This window comes from Candidatus Planktophila sp. (genome assembly GCF_044348745.1).
In the GTDB taxonomy this organism is placed as follows: domain Bacteria; phylum Actinomycetota; class Actinomycetes; order Nanopelagicales; family Nanopelagicaceae; genus Planktophila.
The window spans coordinates 42,933-64,350 of record NZ_JBIKSG010000001.1 but is presented as its reverse complement, the minus strand read 5'-3'; the positions used below and the strand labels follow the sequence as shown (position 1 = coordinate 64,350).

Sequence of the window (21,418 nt, the reverse complement as noted above, 5' to 3'; positions counted from 1 at the left end):
TCAGTGGTACTCCGCACTTCGTATTCATTCGAGTTCTTCCCTCCAAAGGATGTTGAGGGTGAAGAACGCTTGTGGGTTGCCATCGATAGCCTTAAATCGATAAACCCAGACTTTGTGTCTGTGACCTATGGCGCCGGCGGCACCACCCGTGATCGTTCTATTCGGATTGCGCAAGAAATTACCAAGCGCACGGGAATATCAACTGTTGCTCACTTAACCTGCGTTGGCTCAACTAGAGACGAGTTGATCTCAATTTTGCATAGCTATAAAGAGGCAGGCATCAGAAGTATTTTGGCGCTGCGTGGAGATCCAACTGGGGGACCAAGTGCGCCCTGGACGCCCACACCCGGTGGTCTTAACTATGCAGATGAGTTAGTTCAATTAGCCGATGAGTTTGGTGGATTCACAATTGGTGTTGCAGCATTTCCTGATGGCCACCCTGCCTCATCTGGTGATTTTGAAAAAGACATTGATGTGCTCATACGTAAAGAAGAGCTAGGCGCTACATTTGCAACTACACAATTTTTCTTTGAAGCAGCTCGCTACACACAGTTAGTTGAGCGTCTTGCAGAACGTGGCTCTCAGTTAGTCATCATTCCCGGCATCTTGCCTGTGACAAACGTAAAGTTGCTGCACCGAATGGCTGAACTTGGCGGTACTGCGATTCCTGCACATATTGCCGAAGCTTTTGCACAGGTTGAAAATGATGCAACTGCAGTGCGCGCGTTAGGTGTGGAGATAGCAACATCACTCTGCAGAGAGCTATTAGCAGCAGGGGCACCTGGATTACACTTTTACACAATGAATAGCTCTACTGCTACTCAAGAAATTTATAGGAACCTCAATGCTTAGCAAAGATGAATTCAAGGCAAAGTGGAGTTCTTTGCATAGCGATGCCGAAACAACAGGAATCGTTGGTGCTTGGTTACATATTTCTTATCGTTTCGGTTTGATCTGCACCTTGCTTCGAATATCACCCAACGTCCTCACATTGTTTGGCTTGTTAGGAGCGGTTGCTACCGCCTTAACTGCCCAATCTGCCTGGGCAATTCTTTTCTTAGTGTTCTCGCTGTTTTGCGATGGTATTGATGGCAGCGTTGCTATCTTCCAGCACCGCGAAAGCAAGTTCGGGGCAACCTTAGATTCAGTAGTCGATCGCATCAGTGAAGCACTGTGGTTCTATGCCCTCTATGCCATAGGTGTCCCGGCCTGGATCCCAATTACTTTGTGGTCAGTTGCAGCTTTTCAGGAATATGCCAGAGCAAAGCTGTTTTCACTAGGTGTGAGCGATATCGGCGTTGTTACCCCTGCAGAGCGCCCAGTGCGGGCAAGTTTCTTGTTTATTGTTTTGATTCTTAATCAGTTGGCACTACCTGGTGCAACAGAGCTTTCAATTGCATTCTTGGTATTACAAATTTATAGTTTTGTTAGTGTCGTGCGTTTTTCTCGTAGCCGATTGCTTCCGTAACTAAATCTCCACTTAATCCAACTAATGGCAAGCCACCACCAGGGTGGGCTGAACCGCCAACTAAGTACAACCCTTTAATCGGTGAACGATTCTTTGCTCTCATAAATGCGGCACGAGCACCATTGCTAGATGTTCCATAGATGGCACCGCCCGGAGCGCGAACAGCTGCTTCTAAATCTGCAGGAGTTCTAATAGTTAAAGATTCCAAGCGATCTCGCACAGAAATTCCACGCGCTTCTATTTGATCGATAATGCTGTTTGCATACTTGCTAGCAAACTCTGAATTATTCCAATCAAACTGTCCATGCGTTGGAGCATTAACAAGCACGAACCAGCCCTCAAGAGTTTCATCTTTGCTCATTGATTCATCGTGCGGAGCGCAAATATAGATCGTTGGCTTTTCTACCGGCTTACCCTCATTAAAGATCGCATCAAATTCAGCATCATAATCTTCAGGAAACAGGATTGTGTGGTGGTTAAGAACTTGCTCTGGATCCTTGCGCATGCCGAGCAAAAGTGAAAACCCAGCAACTGAGACATCCGCGTTAACAATGTTTTTCCGAGCTTTTTTCAATACTCGCTTGTGACCTGTAATCAGCTTGTTATAGACAAGTGAGGCATCAGCATTTGCAATAACTGCATCTGCTGTAACGGTTGTGCCATCAGATAAAACAACACCTGTTGCTTTATTGCCAGTGGTTTGAATGCTGGCAACGGGGGAGTTCAGGTGAAAGGTGACACCGACATCTACTGCTCGCTGATGAACCGTGGTTGTTAGATTTCCGAGCCCACCCTTCACATGCCAAGCACCAAAGCTTTCTTCGACAAAGGCGATTGTCGAAAGCACAGCAGGTGCTTTGCGGGGATCAGAGCCGCTATAGGTGGCATAGCGGTCCATGATGAAGCGAAGACGTTGATCTTTCAGGATTTCATCATCGTGCTGGCGCAGGGTCTTCCACGGCGCAATAATTTTCATGTCACGCAGAAAGGTGATTCGCTTCATCAATGAAATTGGGGACTTGAGTTCGGATTCAACAAAAGGAACACGACTTACATCCCACATACGTTCTGCGCGCTTCATGATGCGATCCCATTGAGCGGCACTGTCCGCACCGAAGCTAGCTGTGATTGCATCTAATGTTTCTTTGCGTGAAAGATTGGCAAACTTTACGTTGCTGCCATCTGCGAAGTGATAATCAAAGGATGGATTAACAGATTCAATAGGACAGACAAGTCCCATAGGTTTTCCAGTGCGCTGGAAAAAGTCTTTGTATACAGCGGGCAACGTTAGTAAGGAGGGCCCGGTATCAAAGGCAACTTTTCCAATCCATTCAGTGCGACATTTTCCACCGACTTGGTCTGATGCTTCATACACAATAACTTCATGTCCACCGCGTGATAAACGAGCAGCAGCGGTCATGCCACCCATGCCTGCGCCAATCACAACGATTTTCATACTGTGCGACCTTTCCATTGAATGCTTCCGTGCATCAAGTATGAGTAGATAGTCAGATAAACAAGTGCAACTATCGATATTGGGTGCAACACACTATCTAGCACTTGGCCACGACTTTTTAGAGCGCTGAGCACACGAGTACCAATAATGGCGGCAAATCCCATCCAGCCGTACACATTTCCAGAAAGAGCCAGAATTACTGGGGTCACACACGTTGCCAATAGAAATGCCATCACAAAGATTGCACCAAAGATCGAACCAAATGCCTTACTTAAGGATTTTCCATACCCTGCTTCTATCTCATTCCAGGATCCATACATGCGAGTTTCTGCGATCTCAGAACCATTAATCACAGTTCCATGAGAACCATTTTTGATGAGCTCACGTGCTAAGAAAACATCATCGATGACTGCATGTTTAACCCTTTGGTATCCACCAATAGATTCCATGGCTGAGCGTTGCACCACAAAGAATTGGCCGTTGGCAACAGCCATTGATTTTTGTCCAGAACTTTCTGCATAACGAAGCGGAACAGTTGTAAGCCAAGACCATTGAAGTAATGGTTGAATCAAACGTTCACCAAAAGTTTTTGCGATTTGACGAGGGTATGGTGAAACAAAATCTAATCCGGCATCTTGCATGGCTGTTACCGCTTTATTAATGGCATCGTTGCTTAAGCGCACATCAGCATCAATTGAGACCAAAACCTTCTCTTGTGAAACTTCATACATCTGCTGAAGAGCCCAAGTTTTACCAATCCATTTTTCATTAAGTGCAGCACCTTTAATGACCCTAAAGCGCGAATCAGCTTTGGTAAATCTTTGCAGTAGTTCAAATGTTTGATCTTCTGAGTTGTCATCTAATAAATAGAAGCGGAATGGGCCAGCTTGGGCTGCCAAAGTAGCAATCAAGCCCTCAACATTTTCTGCTTCATTACGCAGCGGAACCATCACGCCAACCTCTTCAGTTAAATCTGATGTGCGGTTGGGTGTGCGGATTTGGACAAAGTTAACAGCTGCGATGGTGAGCAGAATGAGTGGGAGTAAGAAAAAGAGAATCATCTAAAGGTTACGGTCTTCCGACCCATCGGTTAAAGAAGTAAGGGGCGAGCAAGAGACCCAGAATCAAACCTGAAAATCCAGCAATACCGGGGCGACCGAAGAAGAAGAGATTTCCAACAACTCCTGAAAACCAAGTCCAGAACAACAAGATATCTGCAGCAATGAGTGAACCGCCCACCTTGCGTCGCTCCCGTGGGGTTGAAAAGTGCAGGATTGTCATTAAAAGCATTCCTGAAAGCAGCCAACCAAAGGTGTTAGACAGTGGAATTTCAGGTTGGAAAGGAACATGTGATCCTTTAACAACCCAAGTCCATCGACCTGCTGTAACCATCAGGGGATCAAGAAACAAATCCCACGCCATCATTAACAGTGCGCCATATAGAAAGACCCATGACTTACCAATACGTCGGGCTGCTACTAAACATGGATGAGCAATCATGACCCAAGCAAAAGGAACAACTAGTGGCACAGAAAAAATCTTTGGTCCTAAAGTATCTGAATAGGTGTATTCACCAAATGGCCAACTTGTAGAAACTCCAAGTTGTTCGATGAAGTAACCAAAGGTCAAAGTGATTCCCAACAAGGTCCAGCCATAGCGCGCACCAAAGGCGGCGATGCCATGGAGAAACATGGCAAGTGCTGCCGTGTAGACAGATGCAATTGTTATGACGCCAAGTAAGCCGCCATCTACGAGAGGATAAAGAATCTGCATCAACACCGTTGCACCGAGTGCAACACCCATAGCCTTGATCAGCACAGGAGATGCAGCACCGCGTGTTCTGCGTCTCGGGGTGTAATGGCGGATGGACATAGGCGTAAGTCTGCCTTATTCCATTTATTTAAGACAGTTGTTGCAATGTTCCGCGTACTTCACGCACAGCAAAGCGCGCAAATAGCTCTTCTGAGTACCAGTTATAGGTTGCAGTATCTGCAATAGCCTTTTGATGAGCGGCACCTTTGTATGCAAAGTTCTTAATGGCAGCAGATGACTCCCACAATGAAAAAGTACCTTGCAGCCCAATAGGGGCTTCACCTATGCCAATTGCAGCCAATAATCCTGGCGCTGACTTCAGAGAGATTGTTACGGGAGGCACTGATCTCCAGAATCTAAAGTTTTGGTGCCATTTAATCCGAGCACGGGTGATTGCTACAACCTGACCATCCCAATCTTTGGCCGTTGCAACAAATGGTTCTTTGCCCGCCCACTTACCATGAGATGAAATTGGTTCAAGAACTGCGCGAAACTCATCAACACTTCTTTTGCGCCAGCGCTCCACAACTAATGATTGATCGAACGCTTCTAGATCCTTAACTTGCACAATCAAACCCCAACGTAAGGAATTGGCATCGGCGGGTGTGAATGTCTCACCTTTGCCAGTTCCTAAGGATTTAAAGAAACCCACATTGGGTGAGCGCCACAATGAAAAACGGTCAAGTGCCATTGCAAACAATACAAATGGGATAGCTCTGGATTTAATAGTCCAAAAATAGGCAACGATCATTTACTTGCACTCTCAATGAGATCCCACTTATTTCCATACTTATCTTTGAAGACAACGACCTGACCGTATGCCTCCTGGCGCGGTTGCTCAATAAATTCAATACCTCGAGCTTTGTAGCTTTCGTAGGTTTCATCAAAGTTAGTTGTATACAAAAAGAATCCAACCCGACCACCAGTTGAGTTACCGATTGCAGCTCTCTGCTGATCTGTTGCAGCTTTTGCTAGCAGGATCCTGGCACCATCATTGCTAGGAGCCACTACAACCCAGCGCTTTTCAGGGGACATTATTGTGTCTTCGATCAAAGTAAATCCAAGATCAGTAACGTAGTGTGAAATTGCTGAGTCGTATTCATCAACAACAAGTGCGATCATCCCCAATGTATTCATGGTTATTCACCAACAATCATTGGTTTTGCATCGGTGCAAGCAATCAATTCTGCATACGTCGTCGGATAAACAGCGTGTGGGTGTCCGGCAGCAGCCCACACAACCTTGTAATCATTCAGGGCTTGATCAATGAGAATAGTTGCGGGGGACACCCAGCCAATAGGAGCAACCCCACCAATTGAAAACCCAGACTTCCCTTTTACATAATCTGCATCAACTCGGCCGAGGCCTTCAATTCCTAGGTTCTTCGCAACTAAATCTGTATCAACGCGATGGCGCCCGCTAGTTATGATCAATAGAGGCGAGTCATCTGGAAGTTTAAAGATGAGTGATGAAGCAATCTGTCCGACCTCAATGCCAAGGGCAGTTGCCGCTTCTTGCGCAGTTCGGGCGCTATCTGAAAGCACGTGGACTTCACCTTCAAGGCCGTGCTCAAGCAAGGCGGCAAGTACTCGCCTTACAGCAGCTTTTTCTTTTACGCCTTCCATCTTCCTAGATTATCGAACTATTGAAGTAGTCTTAGCATGAAATGGCAACTGATTTATATGCGCTGGGTATGAGAGCGCGAAATGCAGTGTGGGCCTGCTTTTTCTTTTTGGGGTTTTTGGGACTTGCTTGGATTCCGCGTATTCCAGAGATCAAGACAGCGCTGAATTTAAGTGATGGTCAGTTCGGCCTTGTCCTACTTGCAAGCACAGTGGGATCAATTCCGGGTGCACAACTTGCAGGACGTATGGTCCACATGTATTCCTCTAAATTAATTGTTCGAATTTCAGGTGTCTTGTTGCCAGTGGGTGTCTTTGTGATCGGTCTGGCAGACAATGTTCAGATTTTGCTTCTCGGTTTGTTTATCACTGGCTTCAATGTCGCATTTATGGACATTGCAATTAACGGTCAAGCAGTTGAAATTGAGAAACACACTAAGGGCCGCTGGATGTCTAGCTTTCATGGGTTGTGGAGTATCGGCGCATTTGCAGCAACCTTAGTTGGGGGATTGGTAGCAAACTTTGTTTCCCCTCGCGATAACTTAATTGCCATCGCAATCTTTGGATTATTTGTCTATCAATTTATTGCGCATTACCTCTTGCCAGCCGAACATGATGGGCATCTGGGTGAACCCGGTGAAGATGATGCGGGCAAAGTTTCACTCTTCGGAAAAGAGTCTTTGATTCTGTGGGCACTTGGCATTGGCTTGATGTGTTCATTAATTCCAGAAGGCGGGGCATATGAATGGTCCGGAATCCTTTTGCAGGACCATATGGGCATTGGCAAAGGTTTAAATGCAGCGGCTGCGACAACTTTTTCCCTAGCAATGATCGCAAGTCGCTTATTGGGTGATCGTGCTTTTGAAAAGTGGGGCCATGTGAACACTGTGAAATATGGTGGATATTTCGGTGGTGGACTCTGGGGAATTGGTTTATTCGTTGGAATGTCAATCTCTGACTCTCATCCAACAGCAGGGTTAATTATTGTCTGCCTAGGTTTTGCCGCAGCTGGCTTTGGAATGGGGCCTTTTTTCCCGGCATTTAACCTAGCAGCGGCATCTATTCCAGGCATTGCGCCATCTGTTGGCTTAGCTCGTGTTGGGCTAATTGCTATTGCTGCCTACTTCGGTGGACCAACAATAATTGGATTAATTGCCGAAGTTACATCGCTACCGGTGGCATTTGCCTTCCCGGTACTTCTCTATATGGTGGTTGGTCTTCAATCAAAATACATCAAGGTGAGAGCGCTTAAGCAATAAACCAAGTTTCTACAAGCGTGAAGATTGAAATTGCAAAGAGCAAGAATGCAAATGATTTACGTAGTATCACTGGATTCATCTGACCACTCTTGATTGACGCTATACGAGCAACCACAACCGCTGAGATCGCCATAGCAATTGGCACAGTCCATGTGACCTCTGACCAACTTTGGTAATGTCCAAAAAATGCTGTGATTGAGTTGATGGCAATGATTGCAAGTGATGTTCCAGCAGCTTTTCCTTGCGGCACTTTAAAGAAGAGAACAAGAATGGGAATTGCAAGAAAGCCGCCACCGATTCCAAATAACCCAGTCATCGTTCCGATAACCAGTGAGATTAGGATCAGCCATAAGAAAGGAACCTTCTTTTCAGTGCCAGCTATTGGCTTAATCAACATAGATGTTCCTGCAATTAGTAACACCATGGAAAAACCTGTTGTTATAACTGAATCACTTAAACGATGGGCAATGATTGAAAAACCAATATTGGTGACAAGACCCAAAGCCCAGATAATGCCAGCTTCTCTAAACAAAACTTCCTTGCTTTTTATCTTTGGAAGCAATCCCGAGATAGCAGCGCTTAAGACAACAGCAATGGCAGCAGTTGTTGCAGCCTGCGGCGAGAAGTTGAAGATGTAGAGAAGGATCGGGACTGAGAGCATGGCCCCGCCCGCCCCGATAAATCCAAGGACCGCGCCGATGACGGCTCCGGCTAGCAACCCGCCAATGATCTCCATGGGGTAAGTGTGGGGCACGGAGCCGCCTAGGCTGCCTAGGCTCAACACGCTCACGGGCTTGCTATTTGTCGGTGGCAAGGGCTATTTTTCGAACATCTGTTCGAATACCCACAGCCTTGAAAGGTAGCCTCACACATGTCAGCCAGCCAGGTTAACTCCGCCCTCGATGTCACTATCGATGGGGCAACAACTCCTATTGAGTTCACCTACAAAGGAAAACGTTTTCGCATTCACGCGGTCTTATCTAGATGGTGTGAAGCAGGTGGCTGGTGGAATCGCATTAGCGATGGCAAGTATCGCCCTGATGATCAGGCACGTGCGCTGTGGCGGGTAGAGGCGGCTCCCATTGGTGCGCTCACAACCTTTGAACTAGAACGTGATGAAGTAACAGGTCAGTGGATTATTCGTAACGTATGAGTTTTATTCACCTCAATGTTGCCAGTGGCTATTCATTGAAATACGGCACAACCCAACCTAGCGATTTAGTACAGCGCGCAGCAGAGTTTGAAATGCCCGCGCTAGCGCTAACAGATCGCGATGGGTTAGCTGGCGCTATCCGTTTTACGCAAAGCTGTGTTGATTACGGCATCGCACCAATCATCGGAGTCAATTGTGCAATCGACCTGGGCGATAGTAAGGGTCGCATCACGTTGCTGGCACATAGTGATGGGGGATGGCGCTCGCTATGTAGGTTGATGACATCGCTGACAATGACAAGTGATACCCGTGTTCCAGTTTTAACTTTAGATTTTTTGCAACAGTTCAGTCAGTACAGCACCAATGTCTATGCGATGCATGGGCCTGAAGCGCCCATGAGTAGCGCTATTCAAAACCATCGCTTTGATCAAGCGCTAGCTATCTTTAATCAAACCCGTGATCTATTTGCAGGCAATGCCATTGAATGTGTTTCACACTTGGTAGCAGGGCGTGGTCCGCGATCTACCGAACACGCAGCTCGCTCTTTAATCTTTGCTAGGGACAATGATTTAGAGGCGGTTATTACTAACGCTGTGCGCATGAAAGATCGCACCGATGGGCCAGTTGCAGATGTTTTAGATTGTGTGCGACAGCTAGTTCCGCTGCATGATCGCCATATAGAACGCCGCAACGCTGAAGGCTTTTTAAAATCTAGTGATGAGATGATTTCATTGGCAGCCGAGATTGCACGAGCTGCAGGGGAGCGCACACCACGCGCATTGCTAAAGACAACTCGGGAATGGGCAGAGCGCTGCTTGTTATCACCCCAGCGAGACATCGGATTAGGAGCAGCCCACCTGCCAGAACCCCATGTTGTAGGGGTAAATACCGCGCAAGAAATGCGCACTTTGCTGCGCAGCCGTAGCGAAGCTGGCATTAACTGGCGATATACCAGCAGTGATCAAATCAACAAAGCACGCGCACGTTTAGATGATGAACTTGCAACAGTTGCAACACTTGGATTTGAATCATATTTTTTAACAGTTGCAGATATTGCAGACATGGCAAGAAATGCGGGTATTCGAGTTGCAGCCCGTGGCAGCGGTGCGGGTTCGTTGATCTGTCATCTGCTGGGTATTTCAGGGGTTGAACCCATGCAACATGGTTTGTTAATGGAGCGTTTCTGCTCTCCTTTGCGCAGAGCGCTACCTGATATTGATATAGATGTGGAATCTGCAAGACGTTTAGAAATCTATGACATGGTCTTTAAGCGATACGGCGATAGCAATTGGGCTGCACCCGGTAATCAATCACGATGCGCAGTTGTTTCAATGGTTGATACCTACCGTGCACGCCATGCAATCCGTGATGCTGGCGCAGCACTTGGCCTGCCTGGCATGGAGATAGATATGTTGGCAAAATCAATGCCACATGTTCGTGCTCGCAATATTGCAAAGACTCTTGAATCATTACCAGAGCTTCGCCGACTTAATACCTCCGCTCCATTAATGGCGGCAACTATTGAGATGGCACAACGCCTAGATGGTTTGCCTAGACACCTTGCTATGCATCCATGTGCCATCGTTTTATCTGATGGAGGTTTTCTAGATCGCGCGCCATTAATGACAAGTGCCGGGGGATATCCCATGGTTGCCTTTGATAAGGATGATGTTGAAGCAGTCGGGCTGTTAAAGCTAGATGTGTTGGGTGTGCGCATGCAGTCAACGATTGCGTACTCGCTCAAAGAGATTGAACGAGTCCACAAAGATGTTGTGGATATAGATACGGTGCCATTAGATGACACAGCCACATACGAGCTCATTCAATCAACACGCACCCTTGGAATCTTTCAGGTCGAAAGTCCAGGACAGCGCGAACTAGTAGGAAAGCTTGCACCTAACAACTTCACCGATTTAATTATTGATATTTCCTTGTTTAGGCCAGGGCCAGTTAAAAGCGACATGATCACGCCATTTTTAAAGGCACGTCATGGGTGGAGTGCGGCACAGATAATGCACCCTGATTTGTACGAAACCTTGGCCCATACCGAAGGCGTTGTTGTCTTCCACGAACAAGTTATTCAGATCATCGCCACGATGACTGGGGTTTCTTTGGCAACGGCTGATGAAAAGCGCAGATCGTTGGGGGACCGGGCAGGCCAACAAGAGGTGTGCGATTGGTTCTTTCCGGCAGCAACTGCCAAGGGGTATGAACTGCCGATCATCAATGAGATCTGGGATGTGCTGCGCGCTTTTGCATCCTTTGGTTTTTGCAAAGCACATGCTGCCGCCTTTGCTATGCCTACATATCAATCTGCTTGGCTCAAAACGCATTACCCCGCAGCATTTCTTGCCGGGGTACTTACCCATGATCCTGGCATGTATCCCAAGCGTTTAATTGTTGATGAGGCTAGACAAATGGGGATTGCAATTGCACCCCTTGATGTCAACGCATCTGACTCTGTCTATCGAGTAGAAGATCATGGAAATGCTATTCGTATTGCGTTATCTACTGTTGCTGGCATGAGCGATGGGGAGGTGCAATCAATTATTGCTGGCCGTCCCTATATTGATTTAAACGATTTTGTGCGCAGGTCAGGAGCTAGCGCCCCAGTTACAGAGAGCATGATCTTGACCGGTGCCTTTGATGCGTTGCACGCCGATGTTAATCGCAGAGATCTACTGCTCCACTTTTCTGATCTACAAAAATCACCAAGTGCGCCCGTATCTGGCGCACAGATGAACTTAGGCTTTGATCCACCAGCATTAATTAGCAGCGGCCTACCTGCAATGACAGCTGCTGAAAGTGTTAAGTACGAAGTCGATCGTTTAGGTATTGATATGTCCCGTCACATGATTGAGTTCTATGGCGACTTTCTCAATGCAATTGGGGCGGTTAGATCTAGTGATTTACTAAAGCAGCGATCTCAATCATCAGTGCTAGTTGCTGGCATCAAGGTTGCGATGCAGACACCACCGGTGCGCTCTGGTAAACGTGTCATCTTTGTAACCTTAGATGATGGATATGGGCTGAGTGATTCCACATTTTTCACTGATGTTCAAAGCGAATACGCCAATGTTTTGTACTCCACATCGCTGCTACTTGTGCGGGGCGTAACCCGCAGAACTGGGGCCAGGGGAATCTCCATAAGAGCCACTGGGGCGTGGGATTTACGTGCTGCCTACGAAAGTTGGAGCACCAAACAAAGTACGCTCGCAATATGACAATGGATGAGAAGCCAACACAGGCAACGATTCTCCATGTCGATATGGATGCATTCTTTGCATCAGTTGCTGAGAAAGATAACCCAGAGTTAAAAGGCAAGGCTGTTGTCATCGGAATGGGTGCCCGCGGAGTTGTCTCTGCGGCCAACTATGAAGCACGCAAATTTGGAATTCACTCTGCAATGCCGGTGGGACAAGCCAGGCGGTTAGCACCCCATGCAATCTTTTTACCTGTTGATATGGCGCGCTACCAAGAGGTCTCGGGTCACATCATGCATATCTTTGAAAGCTTCACACCCTATGTTGAGCCAGTCTCTGTTGATGAAGCATTTCTAGATGTGACAGGTGCCAAGAAGTTACTGGGCACAGGTCGTGAGATCGCAGCAGCAATACGGGCAAAGGTTGAAGCACAAGAGGGCATTACTTGCTCTGTTGGCATCGCACCATCAAAGTTCATTGCAAAGCTTGCATCAACTCATTGCAAACCCAATGGAATGCTAGAGATTACTAGTGATCGAATTTTGGAGTTTTTACATCCACTGCCAATTTCTGCGATGTGGGGAGTAGGGCCAAAGACTGCCGAAGTGCTGGAACGCTTAGGACTTCGCACAATTGAAGATATTGCGCATTTGCCTCGGACAACTTTAATTCGCGCAGTTGGCGAAGCAGCTGGTATGACATTGCACGAACTCTCCTGGGGTCGTGATTACCGTGATGTGGCACCACAAGATGCGGAAAAAAGCATTAGTGCGGCAGAGACATTTCCAACTGATCTAGATAATCCAGAAGAAATTCTGCGCGAGTATTTGCGGTTGTGTGAGCGCGCCACATCACGACTACGCGATAAAAAACTGTTTGCAAAGACAATTAGCATCAAGGTGAGATTTGGAGATTTCTCAACGATTAATCGTTCCAAGACTTTGCCTTTGCCAATCGACAGCACCCATGATGTGTATGAAGTTGTTAAGGGTCTCTACGAAGCTCTACGCATCGAAAGGGCCCGCCTGCGATTAGTGGGAGTTTCCTTAGAGAACTTAAGCCAGGCAGCACCAGTGCAATTGCTGCTGGGGGAGCGCGAAAAAGGCTGGCGCGAGGCAGAAGGGGCAATGGACAGAGCCCGTGAGCGGTTTGGAGATGGTTCTGTTAGACCTGCTCGATTGATTAGACCGGCTATAGAAGAAAACGAGTAGCGGGTATAGAGAATTTGTTCTATTGTGGGCCTGTGCCACTATCAGATCGCGAAAAGCGCCTACTAGATGAGATGGAGGCTGCCCTCTTAACTGAGGATCCACGCCTAGTTTCTGCGCTCTCTGCTAATCCTGGTCTGCCTTCACGCAAGCGCATCATGATGGGTGCCGGTCTTGTTCTTCTAGGCCTTGTCACCTTGTTTGGTGGCCTAATTTCAAAGGTAACCCCCATTGGAATTCTCGGATTTCTGATTGCACTTAGCGGCGTAATCAGTGCGATCTCTAGCTTTACCCCTGGTATCGGCAAAAAGGCAGCCAAAAAGCCACGCACACGCTCTTCAATGAGTGAGCGGATGGAAAAGCGCTGGGACAACAGAGGTCAAGAGCAGTAATCCGTACCTAAGTAACGCTCAAGCCCCTCCATGTGAGGGGCTTTTTCATGCCCCCAGGGTGGGGAGAGGTGGGGCGCGAATGGGTAAATAGTGGCAAAAAGTGGTGTAAAAAGGAGAGAAATGGAGTAAAGTGGTGAATTAAGCGGGCACGAAGGTCCGCGGCGAACCTGGGGAAGGGGGCGCTGAAAATGTTTCTAGGCACCCACGAGCCACGTCTTGATGACAAAGGTCGCTTAATACTTCCCGCAAAATTCCGCGATGAGTTAGCTGCAGGTTTAGTAATTACTAAAGGACAAGAACGTTGTCTTTATGTTTTTCCATCGAATGAATTTTTAGTTATCACAGAGACGCTAAAACAAGCGCCAGTCACTGCAAAATCAGCACGTGATTACAGCCGTGTGATGTTTGCTGGCGCGCACGATGAAATTCCTGATCGTCAAGGTCGCGTAACAATTCCACAATCACTTCGCACATATGCAGGATTAGAAAAAGAGTGCGTTGTTATTGGTGCAAACACTCGCGTTGAAATTTGGGACGCAACTGCATGGAATGAATATTTAACAGATCGTGAAAAGAGCTTCGCAGATGTTTCAGAGGAGGTCTTTCCAGGTTTGTTCTAACTCTCATTTGTGGCCACTGCCGACCCTTCGAACGCAGCGACACCCCTTCCCCGGTGCCGTTGCTACACAAAGATCCGTCGGCCGGCAGTGACCAGAGGTGAGAGCCGCACAGCAAGAAAGATGTAGTACAAGAAATAAGCAAGAGCAACAATGAAAAGTAAGGGGGAAAGATGACAAGTGCAACTGAGCACATATCTGTAATGCGCGATCGCTGCGTTGATCTCTTGACCCCTGCAATCATGGCTTCAACTAATCCTGTTGTCGTTGATGCCACCTTAGGCCTTGGCGGTCACACAGAAGCCTTGCTTCAGAAGTTCCCTCATTTAACTGTCATCGGCATAGATCGCGATCTTGATGCAATTGCAAAGGCAACCGATCGCCTTGCACCATATGCCGATCGCCTAAAAACTGCGCATTCAACATTTGATGGAATCGCCGAAATTGTTGCTGGATTTGGCTATTCACACATTGACGGCGCTCTCTTTGATTTAGGTGTCTCTTCAATGCAACTTGATCAAGTTGAACGTGGTTTTTCTTATTCTCAAGACGCACCTCTTGATATGCGTATGGATCGCACACAATCACTCACGGCGGGGGAGATTGTTAATACCTATGAGCCAGGTCAACTAGTTCGGATCTTGCGCACATATGGCGAAGAAAAGTTTGCAACTCGTATCGTGGAATCAATTGTTAAGCAGCGCGCAATCGCTCCCTTGAATTCAACTGCCCAGCTGGCCGAAATGGTCAAGGAGGCTATTCCAGCTGCCACCCGCCGCACTGGCGGAAACCCAGCAAAGAGAACCTTCCAAGCACTACGCATCGAAACAAATGATGAGCTGGGCACGATTACACGCGCATTGCCTGCAGCTCTTGAACTTCTTAACGTTGGGGCTCGTCTAGTAGTTATGTCCTTCCAGTCTCTGGAAGACCGCATCGTCAAGCAATTGTTTGTCGCATCAACAACATCTGGAACTCCACGCGATCTTCCATTTGAACTACCTGAATTTGCTGCCAAGTTTTCAATGATCACTCGCGGAAGCGAAACTCCAACCGATGCCGAACTAGAAGAGAACTCACGTTCTCAATCAGTGCGTCTTCGCGCAATCGAAAGGGTGGCCGCGTAATGGCTATGACTGCACTAGCTCCGGCAATCACTCGCTCAAAAGAAATTCTTGCTGAGAAGTCTTCACAAGTTGTTCTTAAACTTGTGCCTGATCTTTCCAGTGGGCAGCAAGCTGATCGAAAGTACTTTGCAAAATTTGTAACGATAGTGGGAGTTATTGGTCTCTTATTTCTTCTCCTGATCAATACCTTGCTCAATCAAGATGCAATCGCACTTGCTGAATTAAAGTATGAGGCAAAGTTAGTCAGCGATGAGCGCGAAGCAATAGCACGTCAGATAGATGCGTTGTCCTCTCCAGAAGCGCTTGCAAAAGCAGCTACCGATCTTGGTATGAAGCCTTCAGAGTCTCCAACATTTCTAATTCTAGATAAGCCTGGAGCAGGGACAGAGGCAAACAATGGGTAACTTTTCCTTAGCGCACAACAGAATTCGGGCCCTCATAGTAATGACGGCCGTAGTTATGTTTTTGTTTGGTTTGCGCCTCGTGCAAGTGCAGGCTGTGCAGGCAAATGATTATCGCTCGCTGGCGATCAATGAAATGGAAAGGGTAAAGACCCTTCAAGCACCTCGCGGTGAGATTACAGACATTAATGGCGTGGCCTTTGCTCGCAGTGTTGCTGCGACAAGCATTGTGGTGGACCAAACACAGATCCTGAACCCAGCCAAAGTCGCAGCTTTTGTGGCCCCAATACTTAACATGAGTGTTTCTGATGTGGAAACAGCCCTGACTGGTAAGCGTAAATGGAACATGGTTGCAGAAAATGCCAAGCCTGCAACATGGTTGAAGCTGACAAAGGCTATTGATCTCTATAACTCAAAGTTGCCCGGAATGAGCCCAGAGCGAATTATTGGTTTCTTCCCAGAGCGCAGTTATGTTCGGGAGTATCCATCAGGTTCTTTAATTGCTTCCCTGATTGGTTTTGTTAATAAAGAGGGTGTTGGTGCAACAGGACTTGAATCCAGCATGAATTCGATTATCGCTGGAACCGATGGCAAGTACTCCTATGCAAATGGTTATAAGGCTGAGATCCCAGGTTCACAGTCTGAAATAGTTTCAACAGAAGCAGGCACTTCAATTCGCTTGACTATAGATCGCGATATCCAGTGGGTTGCAGCCAAGGCGATTGCAGATGCTGTTAAGTCATCAAATGCAATTAGTGGCACTGTAATTGTCATGGACCCAAGGACAGGTCATATTTTGGCGCATGCAACTGCTCCTACATTTGATCCAAACAACACATCAAAAGTTTCATTGGTGGCAATGCGCAATCCCTCAGTGCAGGATGTTTATGAACCTGGCTCTACTGGCAAGGTAATGACTCTTGCAGCTGCGCTAGAAGAGGGAGCAATTCTTCCTGAAACAGTATTTACAGTCCCATATGCACTCAAGCGCTCAGATAAGACCTTCCGTGATCACGAGCCACACCCAACTCAACGATTAACTTCATCTGGAATTCTCGCAGTATCAAGTAACACCGGTTCAATTTTGATTGGCGAATTAATGCCAAATGATGTTTTACACAAATATCTATCTAAGTTCGGCATTGGAGAGAAAACTGGCTCCGGATTGCCTGGAGAATCAAGAGGCATTTTGCCTAAAGTTGCTGATTGGTCTGGAACAACAGCGCCAACAGTAGCTTTTGGGCAGGGTTACTCACTCACCGCAATGCAGGCGACAAGCGTGTTTGCAACTATCGCAAATGATGGAGTTCGAGTTTCACCAACAGTAATCGCGGGAACAAGTGATGCAAATGGCAACTACACACCTTCACCAACTCGTGAAAGTGTGCGTGTAATTAGTGCCAATACGGCGCGACAAATGCGCATCATGATGGAGAGCGTTGTATCTGGGAACGGAACTGCACCAAGTGCTGCCATCGAAGGTTACCGAGTGGCAGGTAAGACTGGTACAGCACAACGTATTGATGACACCTGTGGTTGCTACCGCGGCTATACCGCCTCCTTTATTGGTTTTGCACCTGCGGATAATCCGGCGTATGTCATCTCAGTTACTATTCAAGATCCAAAGGGAATCCACTGGGGCGGCGCACTAGGTGGCCCAGTATTTAAAGATGTTATGTCCTTCGTTCTCAAGTCAAAGGGAATCGCACCGACAGGCACCAAAGTTATTCCAGTTTCTTTGACAGAAAAGCAGTTGATCGAAGAAAAGAAATTAGCGGCAAAGAAGGCTGCAAGTGCCAAGACCGATTGAAGAGTTCAAGAGAACCGTTGAGGCGGTTGCCTTAATTGCTAATGCAACTTTATCGGGGAATGCAACAACGGTAATTACTGGTTTGACGCAATCAAGCAATAGCGTTGAAGCAGGAGATTTGTTTATAGCACTTCCTGGCGAAAAAGTTCATGGAGCAGAGTTTGCTCATGATGCTATAGCTCGTGGGGCAGTGGCTGTCTTGACCGACCAAGAGGGCGCTTCAAAAGTTCAAGGCGTCCCAGTAATCATCAGCGCTAATCCACGACGTGCTGCAGGAGTTATCAGTGCTTGGTTTTATAGCGAGCCCATGCGTGATTTGTATAGCGTCGGCGTAACTGGCACAAATGGTAAAACAACGGTTACAACGCTACTTCACCAGATCATGTCTGCTGCCGGTCGGGACAGTGGGTTGATTGGCACTGTTGAGACACGTATTGGCAGTGAAATCCTTACCAGCAAGCGGACAACCCCTGAAAGCAGCGATTTACAGGCTCTTTCAGCGGTCATGCGTGAGCGTCATATGCGCAATTTAGTTATGGAAGTTTCAAGCCATGCGATAACACTGGAGCGGATCCGTGGCAGTCACTTTGCGGTGGTTGCTTTTACAAATCTCTCGCAAGATCACTTAGATTTTCACAAGACGATGGAGGAGTACTTCGCTGCAAAGGCCAAGCTATTTAGCTTTGAGTTTGCTGATTTAGCGGTGATCAACATTGATGATGCATATGGAATTAAGTTAGCTGCTCAAACCGAACTTCCCGTAATGAGCGTGTCTCGACATGATCCAAGTGCTACATGGCACTTTGTCTCCATCACACAGGATTACATGGGAGCACATGTTGCTATTCGGGGTAGCGGTGGGATTTTGATTGAAGGAAAAGTTCAGCTGCACGGTGGCTATAACTACGACAACCTTTTGATGGCTGTTGCTATTGCAAATGAAAGCGGCATTGATCCAATTGATATTGCAGCTATATTGCCTCACTTGTCTGGCGCAGCTGGGCGCTTAGAGTCTGTGCGCCTTGGTCAAAACTTCACAGCTTTAGTTGATTACGCCCACTCACCAGATGCGGTGACAAGAGTATTAGAAACTGCACATGAGATCACTGATGGGCGAGTAATTGCCGTTCTTGGCTGCGGCGGCGATAGAGATAGTTCAAAGCGTCCATTAATGGGTAAGGCGCTTCTAGATGGGGCCGATATTGCAATTTTTACAAGCGATAACCCACGCTCTGAAAAGCCAGAACAAATACTGGTGCAAATGACTTTGGGTCTAGATATTCAAGAACCAAGTGCAGTTATTGAAGATCGCGCACTTGCCATCAAAACAGCTGTCAACCATGCACAAGAAGGCGACCTTGTTGTGATTTTGGGTAAAGGACATGAAAAAGGACAAGAGGTCGATGGTGTGGTTCATCCCTTTGATGATCGCGTGGAGCTTGCGCGAGCAATCGAGGACAAAAAATGATTACTTTAACGGCAGGTGAGATCGCCCTATTAGTTGGCGGGCAATTACATTGCGATAAAGATTTATTGGTGTCAAAAGCACCTGTTTTTGATTCACGCTTAGCTACTCCTGGCTGTATTTTCTTGGCCCTTAAGGGTGAAAAAGTTGATGGACATGAATTTGCAGCTGATGCTTACCGAGCAGGTGCCATGTTTTCCCTTACGACCCATCGCATTGATGGTCCATGCATAGTTGTAGATGATGTCATTGAAGCGTTATCAGCACTTGCCTCATTTGTGCGAAAGAAGTTAACTGGATTAACTGTTATTGGTATTACTGGTTCACAAGGAAAGACAAGTACGAAAGATTTATTAGCTCATATGCTCAGCGTTGCCGGACCTACGGTTGCACCTGCCGGATCCTTTAACAACGATTTAGGTTTACCAATTACTTTGCTTCAGTGCGATGAGCGCACAAAGTTTTGCATTCTAGAAATGGGTGCTCGCCATAAGGGAGATATTGCACGCCTGTGTGAAATCGCACAACCAAATATAGGAGTCGTGCTAGTTGTTGGCACCGCCCATCTTGGTGAATTCGGATCCGTCGAGGCAATTGCAGAAACTAAATCAGAGCTAATCCAGTCCTTAGGACCAGATGCTGTTGCCGTACTTGGCAGTTATGACAAGTACACACCCACCATGGCTTCATTGCATAAAGGTCGCACAATACTTTTTGGCAATTCCCAAGAAGTTCGGGCCGCAGATGTTGAAATTAGAGAAGGTTGTCCGCACTTTGATCTTGTGACACCTGCAGGTCGTGACGCAGTTGGTATGAGAATTGTGGGAGAGCATCAGATTTCAAATGCTTTGGCTGTGGCAGCTGTTGGAACGGCGCTGGAACTTCCTATCGAGTTAATTGCAAGTTCTTTATCGACAGCAGAAAATGCGAGCAAGTGGCGCATGGAGCTACATGATGTGTTCGGCCTTTTGATTATCAATGATTCTTACAACGCCAACCCCGATTCAATGGCTGCTGCGATGCGATCCTTGGTGCTCTTTGCCCAAGAACGCGGGGGAGAATCGTGGGCATTTGTGGGAAAAATGCATGAACTCGGCGAGTCAAGCCCTGCTCAGCATGAGGCAATTGGCACGCTTGCCCAAGAGATAGGCATCGATCATTTGGTGGCTATTGGGGCACCTGAATACGGCAACCATAAAGGTCAGATGCTTATTCATCACTACGCAAGTATTGATGAGTGCCTAGCAATGACAGATTATTTCTCAGCAGGGGATGTGGTTTTAGTCAAAGCATCCCGTTCTGAAAGATTTGAAGTACTAGCCCAAAAATTAGAAGAGTTATGGCTAAACAAGAGCGGAGTTGAAAATTGAGACAAATTCTCATCGCTGGTGCATTTGCTCTGGTATTTGCACTCTTTGGAACCCGGGTCTTAATTCGCATTCTTGCACGCAAAGGATATGGACAGATTATTCGTGATGACGGTCCAAGTAGTCACCACACAAAGCGTGGCACACCAACCATGGGTGGCATCATCTTTATTCTTGCAGCGGTCTTTGGATATTTAATTGCCCACTTGATTACAGGTAACTCTGTAACCGCATCTGCCTTATTAGTTATGGGCTTAGTTGTTTCTTTAGGCTTTATTGGTTTCCTAGATGACTGGCTGAAAGTTTCACGACAAAACTCTCGCGGATTACCAGGTCGTTATAAATTGCTGGGCCAAGCAATTGTTGCTGCAGTTTTTGGTTATATGGGGTTGCAGTTTGTTGATTCTGACTCCCTAGCGCCGATCTCTCAGTATTTGTCTGGTGTGCGAGAAACTTCAATTTATTTGGGATCCGGGCTTGCCATTGTGTGGATTGTGATCATGGTGATGTCTGCAAGTAACGGAGTTAACTTGGCCGATGGTCTTGATGGATTAGCAACTGGTGCATCCATTATGACCTTCTTAGCTTTTGTATTAATTGGCGTGTGGGAGTTTGGACAAAGCTGTGCGATTAATGCTGCCGCGGGATGTTACGCGGTCCGAGATCCTTTGGACTTAGCTGTTCTTGCAGCAGCATTTGCTGGCGGTTGCACGGGATTTCTTTGGTGGAATACAGCTCCCGCGAAGATTTTTATGGGTGACACCGGATCCTTGGCGTTAGGTGGGGCTATTGCAGGTTTAGCAGCAACTTTACGTGTGGAATTGCTGTTAATCCCACTAGGCGGCCTCTTTGTCATCATCACTTTGTCTGTGCTGATTCAGACTATTTACTTCAAAATTAGTGGCGGCAAGCGAGTCTTTAAAATGGCACCTTTGCACCATCACTTCGAGTTAGTGGGCTGGGAACAGATAACAATCGTAATTAGATTTTGGATTATTGCTGGACTCTCCGTAGCTATTGGCCTTGGTTTGTTCTATGCGCAGTGGGTAGCTAAGTAA

21 protein-coding genes are annotated in these 21,418 nt (G+C 47.0%); 14 read left to right on the top strand and 7 right to left on the bottom strand.

Going from position 1 to position 21,418, the window contains the following annotated elements; all coding sequences use genetic code 11:
* The first annotated feature begins 3 nt into the window (after positions 1 to 3).
* Together metF and AC9UH7_RS00300 are read left to right on the top strand one after the other, a co-directional pair.
* The gene (metF, locus tag AC9UH7_RS00305) at positions 4 to 852 is read left to right on the top strand and encodes a methylenetetrahydrofolate reductase [NAD(P)H] (RefSeq protein ID WP_509593524.1); all 849 of its coding nucleotides are present in this window, start codon (positions 4 to 6) and stop codon (positions 850 to 852) included.
* The gene (locus AC9UH7_RS00300; RefSeq protein WP_509593521.1) at positions 845 to 1,468 is read left to right on the top strand and encodes a CDP-alcohol phosphatidyltransferase family protein; all 624 of its coding nucleotides are present in this window, start codon (positions 845 to 847) and stop codon (positions 1,466 to 1,468) included. The genes metF and AC9UH7_RS00300 overlap by 8 nt, the downstream gene beginning before the upstream one ends.
* Here AC9UH7_RS00300 and AC9UH7_RS00295 read toward each other — a convergent pair.
* The 6 genes from AC9UH7_RS00295 to AC9UH7_RS00270 are packed head-to-tail and all read right to left on the bottom strand — an operon-like array spanning position 1,428 to position 6,361.
* Positions 1,428 to 2,924 (bottom strand): phytoene desaturase family protein, encoded by a 1,497-nt coding sequence (locus tag AC9UH7_RS00295; protein WP_509593518.1) that lies wholly within the window; start codon positions 2,922 to 2,924, stop codon positions 1,428 to 1,430. The genes AC9UH7_RS00300 and AC9UH7_RS00295 overlap by 41 nt on opposite strands.
* Positions 2,921 to 3,985 (bottom strand): glycosyltransferase family 2 protein, encoded by a 1,065-nt coding sequence (locus tag AC9UH7_RS00290; RefSeq protein WP_509593516.1) that lies wholly within the window; start codon positions 3,983 to 3,985, stop codon positions 2,921 to 2,923. Before AC9UH7_RS00290 ends, AC9UH7_RS00295 begins: the two co-directional genes overlap by 4 nt.
* Positions 3,986 to 3,992: 7 nt before the next feature.
* Complete coding sequence (locus tag AC9UH7_RS00285) at positions 3,993 to 4,796, bottom strand: carotenoid biosynthesis protein (protein ID WP_509593514.1); 804 nt, start codon at positions 4,794 to 4,796, stop codon at positions 3,993 to 3,995.
* 28 nt (positions 4,797 to 4,824) lie between these two features.
* A complete protein-coding gene (locus AC9UH7_RS00280; protein ID WP_509593512.1) occupies positions 4,825 to 5,487 on the bottom strand; it encodes a spheroidene monooxygenase in 663 nt (220 codons plus the stop codon).
* Entirely contained in the window at positions 5,484 to 5,873 is a 390-nt protein-coding gene (locus tag AC9UH7_RS00275; RefSeq protein WP_509593509.1) for a VOC family protein, read from the bottom strand. The genes AC9UH7_RS00280 and AC9UH7_RS00275 overlap by 4 nt, the downstream gene beginning before the upstream one ends.
* Positions 5,874 to 5,875: 2 nt before the next feature.
* Entirely contained in the window at positions 5,876 to 6,361 is a 486-nt protein-coding gene (locus AC9UH7_RS00270) for a YbaK/EbsC family protein (protein WP_509593507.1), read from the bottom strand.
* Positions 6,362 to 6,402: 41 nt separating this feature from the next.
* Here AC9UH7_RS00270 and AC9UH7_RS00265 point away from each other — a divergent pair, with 41 nt between their 5' ends.
* Positions 6,403 to 7,617 carry an MFS transporter gene (locus AC9UH7_RS00265; RefSeq protein WP_509593504.1) on the top strand — a complete coding sequence of 405 codons (1,215 nt, stop codon included), beginning with the start codon at positions 6,403 to 6,405 and terminating at the stop codon, positions 7,615 to 7,617.
* Here AC9UH7_RS00265 and AC9UH7_RS00260 read toward each other — a convergent pair.
* Positions 7,607 to 8,353, bottom strand: coding sequence for a sulfite exporter TauE/SafE family protein (locus AC9UH7_RS00260; protein WP_509593502.1), 747 nt, complete (start codon positions 8,351 to 8,353; stop codon positions 7,607 to 7,609). The two genes, AC9UH7_RS00265 and AC9UH7_RS00260, sit on opposite strands and share 11 nt — an antisense overlap.
* Positions 8,354 to 8,488: 135 nt before the next feature.
* Here AC9UH7_RS00260 and AC9UH7_RS00255 point away from each other — a divergent pair, with 135 nt between their 5' ends.
* The 11 genes from AC9UH7_RS00255 to mraY all read left to right on the top strand — a co-directional run bounded on the left by AC9UH7_RS00255 (position 8,489) and on the right by mraY (position 21,418).
* On the top strand, positions 8,489 to 8,770 hold the full coding sequence (locus tag AC9UH7_RS00255; protein WP_509593499.1) for a DUF6504 family protein: 282 nt from the start codon (positions 8,489 to 8,491) through the stop codon (positions 8,768 to 8,770).
* A complete protein-coding gene (locus AC9UH7_RS00250; protein ID WP_509593496.1) occupies positions 8,767 to 11,994 on the top strand; it encodes a DNA polymerase III subunit alpha in 3,228 nt (1,075 codons plus the stop codon). The genes AC9UH7_RS00255 and AC9UH7_RS00250 overlap by 4 nt, the downstream gene beginning before the upstream one ends.
* 2 nt (positions 11,995 to 11,996) lie before the next feature.
* On the top strand, positions 11,997 to 13,184 hold the full coding sequence (dinB, locus tag AC9UH7_RS00245; protein WP_509593621.1) for a DNA polymerase IV: 1,188 nt from the start codon (positions 11,997 to 11,999) through the stop codon (positions 13,182 to 13,184).
* A 32-nt stretch (positions 13,185 to 13,216) separates the two neighbouring features.
* Complete coding sequence (locus tag AC9UH7_RS00240) at positions 13,217 to 13,573, top strand: DUF3040 domain-containing protein (protein WP_509593493.1); 357 nt, start codon at positions 13,217 to 13,219, stop codon at positions 13,571 to 13,573.
* 188 nt (positions 13,574 to 13,761) lie between these two features.
* Positions 13,762 to 14,193 carry a division/cell wall cluster transcriptional repressor MraZ gene (gene mraZ, locus AC9UH7_RS00235; RefSeq protein ID WP_509593491.1) on the top strand — a complete coding sequence of 144 codons (432 nt, stop codon included), beginning with the start codon at positions 13,762 to 13,764 and terminating at the stop codon, positions 14,191 to 14,193.
* A 170-nt stretch (positions 14,194 to 14,363) separates the two neighbouring features.
* Positions 14,364 to 15,317 carry a 16S rRNA (cytosine(1402)-N(4))-methyltransferase RsmH gene (gene rsmH, locus AC9UH7_RS00230; protein ID WP_509593489.1) on the top strand — a complete coding sequence of 318 codons (954 nt, stop codon included), beginning with the start codon at positions 14,364 to 14,366 and terminating at the stop codon, positions 15,315 to 15,317.
* Entirely contained in the window at positions 15,317 to 15,721 is a 405-nt protein-coding gene (ftsL, locus tag AC9UH7_RS00225; protein WP_509593486.1) for a cell division protein FtsL, read from the top strand. Before rsmH ends, ftsL begins: the two co-directional genes overlap by 1 nt.
* A gap of 40 nt (positions 15,722 to 15,761) precedes the next feature.
* Positions 15,762 to 17,528 (top strand): peptidoglycan D,D-transpeptidase FtsI family protein, encoded by a 1,767-nt coding sequence (locus AC9UH7_RS00220; protein ID WP_509593484.1) that lies wholly within the window; start codon positions 15,762 to 15,764, stop codon positions 17,526 to 17,528.
* Entirely contained in the window at positions 17,512 to 18,996 is a 1,485-nt protein-coding gene (locus tag AC9UH7_RS00215) for a UDP-N-acetylmuramoyl-L-alanyl-D-glutamate--2,6-diaminopimelate ligase (protein ID WP_509593481.1), read from the top strand. The genes AC9UH7_RS00220 and AC9UH7_RS00215 overlap by 17 nt, the downstream gene beginning before the upstream one ends.
* A complete protein-coding gene (locus AC9UH7_RS00210) occupies positions 18,993 to 20,363 on the top strand; it encodes a UDP-N-acetylmuramoyl-tripeptide--D-alanyl-D-alanine ligase (RefSeq protein ID WP_509593478.1) in 1,371 nt (456 codons plus the stop codon). The genes AC9UH7_RS00215 and AC9UH7_RS00210 overlap by 4 nt, the downstream gene beginning before the upstream one ends.
* Positions 20,360 to 21,418, top strand: a complete 1,059-nt coding sequence (gene mraY / locus AC9UH7_RS00205; RefSeq protein ID WP_509593475.1) for a phospho-N-acetylmuramoyl-pentapeptide-transferase — start codon at positions 20,360 to 20,362, stop codon at positions 21,416 to 21,418. Before AC9UH7_RS00210 ends, mraY begins: the two co-directional genes overlap by 4 nt.